Annotated in this window: 12 protein-coding genes and 1 pseudogene; 6 read left to right on the top strand and 7 right to left on the bottom strand. The window is 70.3% G+C overall.

What is annotated here, in order from left to right:
- The first annotated feature begins 358 nt into the window (after positions 1-358).
- A pseudogene (locus ACQP10_RS20875) lies at positions 359-1,165 on the top strand (IS5 family transposase).
- Between the two features lie 331 nt (positions 1,166-1,496).
- Here ACQP10_RS20875 and ACQP10_RS20870 read toward each other — a convergent pair.
- Together ACQP10_RS20870 and ACQP10_RS20865 are read right to left on the bottom strand one after the other, a co-directional pair.
- Positions 1,497-2,171: a phosphonatase-like hydrolase gene (locus ACQP10_RS20870; RefSeq protein ID WP_433539534.1), complete on the bottom strand. Its 675-nt coding sequence runs from the start codon at positions 2,169-2,171 to the stop codon at positions 1,497-1,499.
- Between the two features lie 34 nt (positions 2,172-2,205).
- A complete protein-coding gene (locus tag ACQP10_RS20865) occupies positions 2,206-3,003 on the bottom strand; it encodes a GntR family transcriptional regulator (protein ID WP_346021099.1) in 798 nt (265 codons plus the stop codon).
- Positions 3,004-3,159: 156 nt separating this feature from the next.
- On the opposite strand from ACQP10_RS20865, the gene ACQP10_RS20860 reads away from it, so the two are divergent.
- From ACQP10_RS20860 to phnE, 4 genes are all read left to right on the top strand, one after another.
- Complete coding sequence (locus ACQP10_RS20860; RefSeq protein ID WP_399500979.1) at positions 3,160-4,293, top strand: TIGR03364 family FAD-dependent oxidoreductase; 1,134 nt, start codon at positions 3,160-3,162, stop codon at positions 4,291-4,293.
- A 141-nt stretch (positions 4,294-4,434) separates the two neighbouring features.
- A complete protein-coding gene (locus ACQP10_RS20855) occupies positions 4,435-5,346 on the top strand; it encodes a phosphate/phosphite/phosphonate ABC transporter substrate-binding protein (protein WP_346021101.1) in 912 nt (303 codons plus the stop codon).
- A gap of 77 nt (positions 5,347-5,423) precedes the next feature.
- Positions 5,424-6,272, top strand: a complete 849-nt coding sequence (locus tag ACQP10_RS20850) for a phosphonate ABC transporter ATP-binding protein (RefSeq protein WP_386150571.1) — start codon at positions 5,424-5,426, stop codon at positions 6,270-6,272.
- A gap of 2 nt (positions 6,273-6,274) precedes the next feature.
- Positions 6,275-7,090, top strand: coding sequence for a phosphonate ABC transporter, permease protein PhnE (gene phnE, locus ACQP10_RS20845; RefSeq protein ID WP_433539533.1), 816 nt, complete (start codon positions 6,275-6,277; stop codon positions 7,088-7,090).
- A 76-nt stretch (positions 7,091-7,166) separates the two neighbouring features.
- Here phnE and ACQP10_RS20840 read toward each other — a convergent pair whose 3' ends face one another.
- The 5 genes from ACQP10_RS20840 to ACQP10_RS20820 form a co-directional block, all read right to left on the bottom strand.
- A complete protein-coding gene (locus ACQP10_RS20840) occupies positions 7,167-7,721 on the bottom strand; it encodes a tyrosine-type recombinase/integrase (protein WP_433539532.1) in 555 nt (184 codons plus the stop codon).
- A gap of 468 nt (positions 7,722-8,189) precedes the next feature.
- Positions 8,190-9,113, bottom strand: coding sequence for an aminoglycoside phosphotransferase family protein (locus ACQP10_RS20835; RefSeq protein ID WP_433539531.1), 924 nt, complete (start codon positions 9,111-9,113; stop codon positions 8,190-8,192).
- A gap of 154 nt (positions 9,114-9,267) precedes the next feature.
- A complete protein-coding gene (locus ACQP10_RS20830) occupies positions 9,268-9,840 on the bottom strand; it encodes a CGNR zinc finger domain-containing protein (protein ID WP_433539530.1) in 573 nt (190 codons plus the stop codon).
- A gap of 52 nt (positions 9,841-9,892) precedes the next feature.
- Positions 9,893-10,312: a hemerythrin domain-containing protein gene (locus tag ACQP10_RS20825; RefSeq protein ID WP_433539529.1), complete on the bottom strand. Its 420-nt coding sequence runs from the start codon at positions 10,310-10,312 to the stop codon at positions 9,893-9,895.
- A complete protein-coding gene (locus ACQP10_RS20820; protein ID WP_433539528.1) occupies positions 10,309-11,604 on the bottom strand; it encodes an MFS transporter in 1,296 nt (431 codons plus the stop codon). Before ACQP10_RS20820 ends, ACQP10_RS20825 begins: the two co-directional genes overlap by 4 nt.
- A 49-nt stretch (positions 11,605-11,653) precedes the next feature.
- Between ACQP10_RS20820 and ACQP10_RS20815 the strand changes: the two genes are divergently transcribed.
- A complete protein-coding gene (locus ACQP10_RS20815) occupies positions 11,654-12,292 on the top strand; it encodes a TetR/AcrR family transcriptional regulator (RefSeq protein ID WP_433539527.1) in 639 nt (212 codons plus the stop codon).
- The last annotated feature ends 104 nt before the right edge of the window (positions 12,293-12,396 follow it).

The raw sequence follows: 12,396 nt of genomic DNA, 5'->3' as shown, positions 1-12,396 counted from the left end.
TCGGCGCGGAATTCTCCGACTTTTCCGACAGGGTCACGCGCGCGTAGAGGGGGTTCCAGTAGTAATCGCGGAAAATCTAACGAATATCGCTGATCAGCATCGACGTAGCGCATCCGGGCAAGGTCCGGCAGCGCCCTCGGCTCGGTGCGCAGTGTTCGCCAGCTGGCGTATCAGCCCTGCGACGCTCTTGCATCAGAGCAGGCCAGAGGCATATCCGTTGGATTTTCCGCGATTACTACCAGGACCCCCATGCCGCCACCGTAGGCCCGCCCCCGCGCCGCACCGGGGTTGAGGAACCTGGGGACAGCCGTTGGCGCTAAGAGCGTGACTCATTTGGAGGTCAGTCGTTAGATCGTCCGTGGATGCGTTCCTTCAGCGACTGGTCCCTGATGAGTTGTGGGGGGCTGTTCCAGCGGGTCGTCCCGCCGGTGCCCGCCCGACCGCAAGGCGGTGGCCGACGGCGCGTGGACGATCGGATGATCCTGGCGGCGATCGTGTACGTGGCCACGGCCGGGTGCGCCTGGCGGCAGCTGCCGCCGGTCTTCGGCGCCTCCTGGCAGACCGTCAATCGTCGGTTCGCCGAATGGAGCGCCGCCCGGGTGTGGGCCAAGCTGTACCGCATCATCCTGGACGAGCTCGGCGCCCGGGGTGAGCTGGACTGGTCGCGCTGCGCGATCGACTCGGTCAGCTTGCGTGCGGTCAAAGGGGGGAGCTGACAGGCCCGAATCCTGTCGATCGCGGCAAGAGCGGGTCGAAAATCCATCTCATCACCGAGCGGACCGGTCTGCCGATCTCTGTCGCGATCAGTGCCGCCAACACCCATGACAGCCTGGCCGTCGAACCACTGGTCCGAAGCATCCCGCCGATCCGCTCGCGCCGCGGACCGCGGCGCCGCAAGCCCGCCAAGCTTCACGGTGACAAGGGATGCGACTATCCCCACCTGCGGGCCTTTCTGCGCGGCCGAGGCATCATCCCGCGCATCGCTCGCCGCGGCATCGAGTCCGGCCGGCGGCTCGGCCGGCACCGCTGGGTCGTGGAGCGGACCGTCTCCTGGCTGGTCGGCTACCGCCGCCTACACCGGCGTTATGAACGTCGAGCTGATCACTTCGCGTCCTTCGTCACCATCGCCGCGGCCCTCATCTGCTACCGCCGACTCACCAAATGAGTCGCCCTCTAAGCCCTGTCCGCGCTGGCCATCGCTGTGCGGTTTCGTGTTGAGCCTTTTGGGTGCGGTTGACCGCAGATACTTGGCGATTATCTGCGATAGCGTCGATGCTGTCCTGGAGGCCTTCGAAGAGGATCGGTACGAGTTTTGGCGGTAGGGCCGTGGACAGAGACGTTTCTCCAGTTCACGACCGCCACCCCCGGCCCGGCCACATCCGAGAGAACGACCATTCTGCCGGGTTCGGCTATCACATTTCCGCAGGTGGCAGCATCTACCGCTAATTTCTGTACCGATCCTCCTCGAAGGCCCTTCGGCGCGAAGCCCGAGATCATCAGGCCAGGGAGAGCAGGTCCGGGATGTCGGCCACACCGGGCAGCAGGTGGGTGTGGCGGACCGCGCCGAGCGCGGTGGCGTCCAGGCCGCCGGTGAGCACCCCGACCACGATGCCCGCGCCCGCGTTGGAGCCGGCTTCGAGGTCGCGGACCGTGTCGCCCGCCGTGAGCACCCGGCTGACGTCACGGACGCCGGTCGCCTCCATCGCCCGGAAGATCATGTACGGTGCCGGACGCCCGGCGGCGACGTCGTCCACGCACACGACCGCGTCGAGGAACCCGTCCTCCCAGCCGATCCGTGCCAGCAGCGCGTCGGTCACGCCCCGGTCGAAGCCGGTGGTGAGGGCCACTTTGACACCGGCGGCGCGCAATGTGGCGAGGGCCTCGGGGACACCGGGCAGGGGCGCCGGCGGCCGGTCGGCGTACGCGGAGTCCAGGCGGTCGCGGAAGTCGGCGAAGACGGCGTCGACGGTGCTCCTTTCGGGAGCGCCGCCCGCCTCTCCGGTGAGCAGCGCGGTGATGGCCTCGCGCTTGTCGGCGCCCATCCAGCGCCGGATGTCCGCGGGGGTCGGATGGCCGCCCGCGGCGCGCACGGCCTCCTCAAGAGCGATGTAAACGGCGCCGTGCTCCTCAATGGTGGTGCCGGCGATATCCAGAACTGCCAGTTCGATCATGACGTGTGTCCTCAGGGGTGTCGGGTGGGGCTGCTCAGCCGGCCGATACCGGCGTGGGCGGGTCGTCGCGCCGCGAGTGGGGCGGCTCATGCCGGTTCGAGCTGCGCAGCAGTGCCGGGTGGGCCTGCTGGGAGTTCTCGATGGTGAAAGAGACGATGTCGGGCCGGTAGCGGTCGTCGGAGTACTCGATGGGCTCGCCGGTGGCGGAGGAGGTGCGGCGGCGCTCACGCAGCAGGGGCGCCCCGGGGGAGATCTTCAGGAGCGCGGCGTCGGTGTCGTCAGCGGTGATTGCGTCGATGACGTGGCGGGCCACGCTGAGGTCCACGCCCTGGCTGCTCAGATAGGCGAAGACCGACCCGGAGTCGCAGTCGTGGTCGAAGAGCAGCCGGCCGACGGGCCAGACGAACGTGGTGCGTTCGATCATCGTGGGCAGCCCGTCCAGCAGCCGCAGCCGCAGGACCTGGACGACCGGTTCCCCCTCATCCAGCCCCAGTGCATCGGAGGCCTCCGGTGACGCCGGCCGCCGGGCGATCTCCAGGGTGCGCTGGCCCGGCGTCCGACCCATCCCCCTGGCCCACCGGGAGAACGACAGGAACGTCTCGAAGGGCTGGGATATCGCCTGGCTGCGCACCACCGGAGGCTTGCCGCGGCCGCCGCCGACCAGCCCTTCGGCGCGCAGCGCGGCGAGTGCCTGGCGGACCGGTCCACGGGAGGCCCCCCACTCTTCGCACAACTGCGACTCGGAGGGTACGGCCGCGCCCACCGGCAGCTCACCGGAGATGATGCGGCGGCGCAGGTCGGAGGCGATGCGCTCGTGCAGGGGTCCGTCCATGCGACTTGACAATACAGGAAGCGCGAGCGGGGGACGGAAGGGGCAGTATCGCTAAAAAGCACTTCGAGCTGCGGAAATGAAGTCCATGCAAACAGCGGGTGACATGTCGTTCGCCGCTCTTGACGGCGGGCCGCGACGCCGAGCACCTTACTTGTCATGACAAGTCATCTGCTGCGGAACCAGCCACTCGACTCCGCCGACCTCGTCATCGTCGGCGCGGGCATCGTGGGTCTCGCCCACGCCGTGGACGCGGTACGCCGCGGCTTGTCCGTCACCGTCATCGAACGCGACGAGCGGGCCACCGGCGCCTCGGTGCGCAACTTCGGGCACGGTTGTTTCACGGTCCAGGACGGCGACGCCCTCCGGTACGCGACGGCCGCCCGGACCACCTGGCTGCGCCTGGCCAGGGAGGCCGGTTTCTGGCTCCGCGACGGTGGCACCGTCGTCGTCGCGCGGGCCGAGGACGAGTACGCGGTCCTGGAGGAGTTCCACGCCGCCCGCGGTGATCAGGTGGTGCTGCTCGACCCGGCCGAGGTGGCCGGCAGGGTGCCCACCGGTCCGGGCGTGACCGGCGGCGCCTGGCTGCCGATGGACGTGCGCGTCGACCCGCGGGAGGCCACGCACGCGATCGCCGGCTGGCTGGCCGCCCACGGTGTTCGGTTCCACTGGGGCACCACGGTGCACACCGTCGAACCGGACCTGGTGGGCACCAGCCGGGGACGGATCCGGGCCGGGCGGGTGGTGGTGGCGGTGGGGCACGATGTGGACCGCCACTTCCCGGAGCTGGCGGAACAGGCCGCGGTGCGCCGCTGCGCCCTGCACATGCTGCGTGTTCACGACCCGCACGGCCAAGCGGTGGACCCCGCGGTGCTCAGCGGCTTCTCGCTCCTGCGCTACGACGGTTTCGCCGCCTGCCCCACCCTGCCGGCGCTTCGCGCGCGGCTGGAGGCGAACCACCCGGCCCTGTTCGCCGCCGGGTTGAATCTGATGTTCACCCAGCGCCCGGACGGCGATCTCGTCATCGGCGACACCCACGCCTACGCCACCACCCTCGAACCGTTCAACGCCGACGAACTCGACCGGCACGTCCTGGCCGAGACGGGACGCCTGCTCGGCGTCGACCGCCTCACGGTGCGCGAGCGCTGGCGCGGCGTGTACGCCTCGGCCGCGCAGCCGTTCCTGGTCGCCACGCCCATGTCCGGCGTCCGGGTGGTCTCCGTCACCTCCGGCATCGGGATGACCACCGCGCTCGGTCTGGCCCCGGAGGTCCTCGACGACCTGCTGGGCTGACCCCGGCCCGCGACCGTGGCCCCCCGCTCACCGCCCCTGCTCCCGTCCCCGGCCCATCAACCGCGGCCCGCCGGACATGTGCGGGACCGATCGCACCGTCTCCGCCGGTGAACGACCGACCCCTTAGGAAGAGAGAACCCCATGCGTACACGACGTCTCCTGGCCGCCGTGGCGGCGGCCTCGGCACTGCTTCCGCTCCTTTCCGGCTGTGGCGGCACCGGAGCGTCCGGTAACGCCGGTGCGACCTGTCCCGGCGGCAGAGTCCGCTTCGGCGTCGAGCCCTATGAGGATCCGGCCAAGCTCAAGCCCGCCTACGAGGTCCTCGCCTCCGCGTTGCAGCGCGAACTCGGCTGCCCGGTGGAGTTGAAGGTCGTCGAGGACTACTCGGCCGAGGTGCTGGCGATGCGCAACGGCCAGCTGGAGCTGGCCCAGTTCGGGCCGCTCGGCTACGTGTTCGCCAGCCGGATGGCCGACGCGCGGGCCGTCGCCTCGTTCGCCGACGCGAAGGGCTCCCTGACCACCTACACCGGCGGTATCTGGGTGCCGGCGAAGTCGCCGATCACCTCGGTCAAGGACCTCGCCGGCAAGTCCCTCGCCCTGTCCAGCCCCGGCTCGACCTCCGGCGATGCCCTGCCCCGGTACGCGCTCAAGACCGCGGGTCTCACCGAGTCCAGCGTGAGGATCGACTACGCGGGCGGGCACCCCGAGGCGCTGCTCGCCCTGGTCAACGGCAAGGCAGACGCGGCTGAGATCAACAGTCAGCAGCTCGCGACCGCGCAGGCCGCCGGCACCTTCGACCCGTCGAAGTACCGCCGGATCTGGAGCTCCGAGCCGATCCCGAACGACCCGATCACCGTGCACGGCAAGCTCGACCAGCGGTTCCGCGGGGCGGTCGCCAAGGCGCTGCTCGAACTGGACGCCGCCGATGTCGCCAAGGTCGGCGCCTTCCTCGACGTCGATCCGCCCGGCCCGTTGGTCGCCGTGACCACGGATACCTACAAGCCGCTGTTCGATCTCGCCACCACGCTCAACCTGACCGAGAAGGACGCCTGACGATGATGCCCACCGAGGAGGTCCGGCGCGTGCCGCCGCCCGCCGGCCGAGCGGCACCGGGCGGGAGCGGTCCTCCCGTGCTCCCCTCCGGGAGCGGGGCCGCCGACCTTCCCGCCGCCCTCTCCGCCTCCCCCGTGGAGGGGGCGGCGGACCCGGGCGTCGCGCTCGCGATCCGGGGGCTGCGCAAGTCCTTCTCCGGCAGGACGGTGCTGGACGCGCTGGATCTGCGGCTCCGGTCCGGGGAGTTCCTGGCACTGCTCGGCGCCAATGGCTGCGGCAAGTCCACCGCGCTGCGCTGCGTCGTCGGGCTGGAGACGCCCGACGACGGCACGATCCACATCCACGGCCGCGAGGCTGGCGCGGCGCGGGACGCCGAATCGGTACGGCTGCGCCGACGGACGGCCATGGTCTTCCAGCAGGTCCATCTCGTCCGTCGCCGCAGCGTGCTCGACAACGTCTGCGCCGGGGCGCTCGGACGGCTGCCACTGCGGCACTCGCTCACGCCGCTGCTGTTCCCCCGCGATCTCCGGGAGGAGGCTATGGTCTGTCTGGACCGGGTCGGCCTGGCCGACCGCGCGGCCGAACCAGCCGGGCGCCTGTCCGGCGGGCAGCAGCAGCGGGTCGCGATCGCCCGCGCCCTGTGCCAGCGGGCGAGCATCGTCCTCGCGGACGAGCCGGTGTCCGCCCTCGACCCGGTGGCCGCCGAACAGGTGGTCGGCCTGCTGGCCGAACTCGCCCGTGATCAGGGCCTCGCCGTCGCCGCCGTGCTCCACCAACCCCTCCTCGCCCGCCGGCACGCCGACCGCGTCGTCGGTCTGCTGGGTGGGCGGGTCGCCGTCGACGCCCCCGCCGGGGCCCTCACCGAAGCGGATCTGGAGGCCCTCTACGCCCCCGACCGCCGCACCGCCGAGCAGGAGTACCGCTGAGCATGGACGTCCTCACACCGAGTAGACCGCTCGTTCCGCCACGGCGACGCCGGCCCTCGCTGACGACCGGCGTCGTCATCACGGTCCTGGTGGCCGCACACGTCCTCGCCTGGCGGGGCACCGAGTTCTCCCCGGCGGCGCTCGTGGAGGGCTGGCGGGGAATGGCCGACTTCCTCGGCCAGGCCCTGCCGCCGGACCTGTCGTGGTCGCGGGTGCTCTCTCCCGGCATCCACGCCGCGCTCGTCACGCTCTACATCGGGCTGCTCGGCACCACGCTGTCCGTGCCCTTCGCGCTCGGGCTCGCGCTTCTCGCGGCGCGGACGACGACGCCGAACCGGTGGGCCTACCAGGTCGGACGGTCGGTCCTGTCGTTCCTGCGGGCGGTGCCCGACGTCGTCTTCGCGCTGGTGTTCGTCACCGCCGTGGGACTGGGCCCGTTCGCCGGCGTGCTCGCGCTGATCTTCCACAACACGGGGGTGATGGGCAAGCTGTGGGCGGAGGCGATGGAGGAGATCGACCTCGGTCCGCGCGACGCCCTGCGCACCAACGGCGCCTCCGGGCTCCAGGTGGCCCTGCACGCCGTGCTCCCGGCGGTGGTGCCACAGTTCGTGGGTCTGCTGCTCTACCGGTTCGACGTCAACGTGCGCTCGTCCCTGGTGCTCGGCCTCGTCGGCGCCGGCGGCATCGGTTTCCTCGTCAACCAGTCGATCAAGCTCTTCCGGTTCGACGAGATGGTCACCCACCTCATGGTGGTGATGGTGCTCGTCATCGCGGTCGACCAGCTCTCGGCGTCCGTGCGCCGCCGGATCGGCGCCTAGTAGGGGGCAGCCCACATAAGCCCAAAATCCACATTGGGATGATCTTGAAGGGTCTTCCGGCTGGTCGACGACATGGTCACTGGGTGCGGCGGGGTGGGCCGGGGATGGTGGTGATCTTGGCGATGGCTTCAGGGCCGGGTTTGACGTGGCGCATGGCGGTGCGGGGGTTCTTGCGGCGGGTCTTGCCCATGATGAGCTGCAGCGGGACTTCGGCTTCGCCGAGGTGGGTGGCGGCGCTGTGGCGCAGCTGGTGCAGGTCGAGCCCGGCGTAGGTGTCAAGCGGGACGCGGGCGCGGTCGTAGCCGAGGCGGGCCCGGCCGGTGTGCGGGCATATGTCGCCGGCGCCCGGGCGGCGGGCCGGGACAGGCCGCCGTTCGGACAGGAACAGAGGGCCGTGCGTGCGGGTGCTGCCGTCGGGGAGTCGGAGCAGGCGGGGCGGCAGGTGGGCGGTGCCGGTGTCCCAATACACCCATTCGGTGGCGCCGCCCTTGGAGCGGATGGGGGCGTGCCGGTGCTCCAGATCGAGGTCCTCGACGTTAAGGGCGAGGATCTCGGCGGCCCGGGCGGCGGTCTCATACAGCATCCGCCACAGGGTCTTCTCGCGCAGCGAGATGTCGCGGCGCGACAGCACCCAGTAGCAACGGAGCAGAATCCAACGAACCTGCTGCTGACCTGCGGGTGGAGACCGCAGGTCAGCAGCAGGGTGGAAGCCGGGTTTCGGCTGTGGACGACCGTAGCCAGCGTGGGGCCAGATCGGCTCCCGTAGCGGCCTCACCGCGCTGACCTGGGCAGGCGACATCTCGGGAACAGGGCAGAACCTGGGTTCTGTCCTGTCTGCGGTCCGGTGCGGCCCGTTCCCGCCGTACTCCGGTGGCCCCTTGGGGGCAGGTTCGTTGGATTCTGCTCCATCGCTACCGGGCCCCCCTTTGCGCCGCGATCGTTGACCGCCTCACCTTCGGTGGCACGATCACCGAAACCGGCACCGACTCCTATCGTCTGGCCCACACCCGCGCCAAGCAACAACAGCAAGTCGCCGGCTAACCCGCGAACGCCGCAGCCGAGGGTGGGCATGACGACCCACCCTCGACCAGATGGGCACTCACCAACGGCGCGACAGAGCCGTGGCGATGGCGACCTGGGCAGGTTCCAGTGTCGCCTTGCCATCTTCGATGTCCCACAGGGCGTTCTGCAGCACGCGGCCGAGAGTCCAGCCGGTTGCTCGCTTCCGATCCAGGCCGAGGACCTCGGTCAGCAGGTCGAAGCGCCGGAGCACCGCGCGAGCCACATCACCGGTGGCCTCCACCTCATCCCACCGATTGTCCAGTGCCGGTAGCAACTCGAACCCTGGGTCGCCGGCCAGCGGTTCGGGATCGATCGCCAGCCAGGGTTCCCGTTCCCCGGCAAGAACGTTGTCGTAGTGCAGATCCCAGTGCAGCAGACGGTCGCCGGGTTCGCCGACCAGTTCGGCCACGGCGGCCACGCAGGTTCGCACCAGCCGCTGTTCGGCGGGGTCGCGCAGTGCCGGCACCGCCCGCGGGGCCTGGTCGAGCATGGCGGCGGCGATGTCGGCCAGCCTCCGCAGATCCTGCGGGGCGGGCACCGAGGTCAGCCGCGCCATCAGTTCAGCCAGGATCTGCAAGGCCGTGGTGTCGTCGGAGATCGAGGACAGGGGCCGGGCCGCGTCCAGCCGCTCCAGCAACTCCGTGGCGCTGTTCTCGTCATGGTCAAGCAGGCGCACGATCCCGTTGCCGTTCCACACCCGCAGGCCGGTGGCCGTGCCGGCGGTCTCCTCCCGGAGCTGCTGAAGTTTCAGGACGGCGGGAGTCCCGTCGGACTGAAGCACGGGCAAGACCAGCGAAGCCATGCCATATGCGGGCGGGCCATCAGGCCGCAGCCCCCAGCGGTCCAGGAACTCGCCGCCCAGCCGGGGCAGCTCGGCGATCCATGCCCGTGCCTCGGCGCCGTGCGCGCCATAAGACGCGGCGAACACATCCGGAACGTCGATGTAGATCGACTTGGTCACGGAAAAAGTCTCCTTCGTCAGCTCGAAGTCAGGTGCGATGAACGAAGGAGATCACGGAGGTGCCCGAGTGCCGGGCAGGCGTCAAAGCATGCCCCTACTCTACCCGGAAACGATCACGACCGGCCCAGGACTCCGGCCAGCGGCCGTCGCCACGTTACGCCTCGCTGACCGACGCGCCATGAAGCTTATGGCGGTTGCCGCAGCGCTCCATCGCGCACCAGCGCCGGGCGCCGGGGCGGGACGTGTCGACGAACACCAGCGGGCAGTTGTCGCTCGCGCACTCGCGGATGCGCCCGGAGAGTGGCCCGGACAGCAGCTCGATCATCTCCCGGGCCAGTGTCGACAGCGCTTGCGTGGCCCGAACCGGCGGCGCCCAGCCCGCGGTCGTGCCGTCGGCGGCAAGCTCGGGGACCAGTGGTGCCGCGGCTGCGGACCGGTTGATGGTCTCGATCGCTTCGGCGGGGAGGGGCCGATGCGCCGCCTGGGCGTGCGCCGCGTCCCAGGTCGCCTGGCGCAGGGCCTTGGCCGCGGTGAGCTCGCGGGCCGTCACGGGGACCGTCATGACTGCGGTGATCGGCGGCTGGGCCAGCCATTCGGCCAGGGCCGCATGCCCGGCCCGCGAACGCCAGCGGTCCCGAGGTTGAGGAACCGGCGGAGAGCCGTGTCGGAGGACCGAGCGCCCCCCTGCGCGCTGCCCGGCCGCGGGGCCGATCCCGGCTTCTCTCAAAAGAAGCAGGACCTGACTGCGGATATCAGCCAGGTCCCGTCCTGCGGCGAGCCTAGACCTCCTCGGGGAGAGTGAGCATCTTGTTGAGGATCGGGACCAACTGCTTCTCCTCGTAGTCCAAGTGGGCCTCCAGTTCGGTGGCGAGCCGGTCCAACTCCTCGCCGATCGCCGTGCCGTCATGGTCGAGAAGCTGCCTGATCCGTTCCATGAGCCGGGCCACCACCCGGTGCTCCGAGCGGAGCCGGGTCAGGGTCTCAGCCAGCTCGGGGTACTCAGTACCGAGATGGGGGAAGAGCGCATTGTCCTCGCCTTCGTGGTGGGCGTGGAGGGCGTCGCAGAACGTCAGGCAGTATGTACGCAAGTCCACTGCATCCGCCCGCGATGACCGCAGGTCCGCCAGGTCCCTGCGGAAGCCGTCGTGCAGCTTGATCAGCTCGTCGCCCCATGCGACGATGCGCTGTTCGTCCGTCATGCCAGTTCCTTTCGAGAGAGGTTTCCGTGGACGGCGGAGAACAGGGCCGCCAGCAGGGCCGCGCCGGCCGCGATGCCGAAGGTCCATCCAGCGCCCCCGCTGGAGAGCACCGCCGCCCCCACTGCCCCGGCCACGCTGCTGCCCACGACCCTGACCAGTGCGTTCACCCCGCCGGCCGCCGCGGTTTTGGCGGGCTCCACGTGCTCGACGGCCATCGTTCCGAGCGCCGCGTAGCCGAGTCCGATGCCCAGCCCCAGTAGCGTCGCGGCCCCGTACAGGTCCGCGCCTGAGGACCTGGAAACCGCCAGCCACAGGGTGGCGGCGGTTACCAGCACCGAGCCGCCCGCCACGAGCGCGGACGCGGTGAAACGGCGCATCAGGGGACCCGCGAGCACGGAGACCACGAGCATCAGCACCGTGGTCGGCAGCAGGTAGATCCCGACCTGCAGCACCGAGGCCCCGAGCGCGCCCTGGGCCACCGCCGACACGGTGGTGATGGCGGCGAACAGCGCGAACCCCAGCAGGAACGACGCCACGGTGGCCCCCACCGTCCCCCGATGCAGCAGCATGGGGATCTCGATCAGTGGCGACGTGGTGCGGCGGGCGGTCGTGACCCACGCCGCGGCCACCGCCACCGCCATGGCGAACAGGCCCAGCGTCAGCGGCGAGGTCCAGCCCCAGGCGGCACCCTTGCTGATGGCCAGCAGCAGGCAGACGAGCCATACCGCGACCAGCGCCGCCCCGGCCAGGTCCGGTCGTCCGGATCCGCGCGCCGGCGCCTCCCGTACCACGGCCGCCACCAGGACGAAACTCAGCCCGGCCAGCCCGGCCAGCGCCCAGAACACCGTCCGGTGGTTCCCATCCAGCACCCCGGCGAGGATCATGCCGCCGCCGCTGCCCACCCCGATGGTGGCGCTGAGCACCCCGATCGCGCTGGGCAGCCGGTGGCCTGGCACTACCTGCCGGACCAGGCCCATGGCCAGCGGGAGCAGCGGCGCGGCCGTTCCCTGCAGCACCCGGCCGGCGATGAGCAGGGGCAGCGTGCCCGCTACGGCGCTGAGTATCGAACCGGCCACGAGTAGGCCGAGTGCGACCAGCGATGTCGTGCGCCGACCGTACATGTCGCCGAGCCGCGCCAGCAGCGGGATCGAGACCGCTCCCGACAGCAGCCCGGCGGTGAGCGTCCACGAGACGGTGGTGGACGGGACATGGAGCTGCTGTTCGAGGCCGGGTAACAGAGGTACGACGACGGTCATCTGGAGGGTCCCCACGGCTACCGCGAATGCGAGCACCGCTACGACCCATGAGTTTTTATACACGTATAGAAAGTAGCATGGCAGGATGCCGACGCGTACAGGACGACCACCCAAGATCTCGCGGCCAGAGATCGTCGCTGCCGCGCTGCGAGTGATCGAGGAAGACGGGACGGGCGCACTCACCATGCGCAGGCTGGCCAGAGAGGTCGGCAGCACGGCGATGGCGCTCTACCACCACGTGCGCGACAAGGAGGAACTCCTCCTGCTGCTCCTTGACGACTACGCGGCCGGAATTCCCCGCCCCGAACTGCCGGACGAGCCACGCGAGCGCATGGTGGCCGCCGCCATGGCCATGCATGACGCCGTGTCGGGATGCCGGTGGGCCGTGGACGTCCTCAAGGCCGACGACCTCATGTCGGTGGGCGCACTGTGGTACCCGGAGCAGATCGTCGACGCCGCCGTACGCGGGGGGCTGACGATCGAGGAGGCGGTGGACGCGTACCGGATCATCTGGCGCTACACCGCCGGCGAGATCAGCGGCCGAGCGGCGGCTCACCGGCGGAGAGAAGAAGGCGGACCCACCTACCGGGAGCGGGTCTTCGCCGAATTGGATGCCAAGGAGTTCCCCCGGCTGAGCGCGGTGGCAAGGCGATGGGAAGACCTGACCGCCCGCGACACCTACGCCAAGGGTGTGCGTGCCCTCGTGAACGGCCTCCTCCCGTGAATGCATCGCCCCGAGAGGGCGGTCCGTGAAGCGGCCAAGTCCGATGATCCGGTGGACCGAGGCGAGGAAAAATGATCGACATCCGAGGCTCTCGCAAACGACCG

This window comes from Streptosporangium sandarakinum, assembly GCF_050942225.1.
Lineage (GTDB): Bacteria > Actinomycetota > Actinomycetes > Streptosporangiales > Streptosporangiaceae > Streptosporangium > Streptosporangium nondiastaticum.
The sequence above is the reverse complement of the archived record's forward strand: the minus strand, read 5'-3'. Positions and strand labels throughout refer to the sequence as shown.

Coding starts and splice junctions, on each gene's coding strand:
- ACQP10_RS20855 (WP_346021101.1), top strand. CDS start 4,435: ATGCGTACACGACGTCTCCTGGCCGCCGTGGCGGCGGCCTCGGCACTG.
- ACQP10_RS20865 (WP_346021099.1), bottom strand. CDS start 3,003: ATGGACGGACCCCTGCACGAGCGCATCGCCTCCGACCTGCGCCGCCGC.
- ACQP10_RS20815 (WP_433539527.1), top strand. CDS start 11,654: ATGCCGACGCGTACAGGACGACCACCCAAGATCTCGCGGCCAGAGATC.
- ACQP10_RS20870 (WP_433539534.1), bottom strand. CDS start 2,171: ATGATCGAACTGGCAGTTCTGGATATCGCCGGCACCACCATTGAGGAG.
- ACQP10_RS20825 (WP_433539529.1), bottom strand. CDS start 10,312: ATGACGGACGAACAGCGCATCGTCGCATGGGGCGACGAGCTGATCAAG.
- phnE (WP_433539533.1), top strand. CDS start 6,275: ATGGACGTCCTCACACCGAGTAGACCGCTCGTTCCGCCACGGCGACGC.
- ACQP10_RS20860 (WP_399500979.1), top strand. CDS start 3,160: ATGACAAGTCATCTGCTGCGGAACCAGCCACTCGACTCCGCCGACCTC.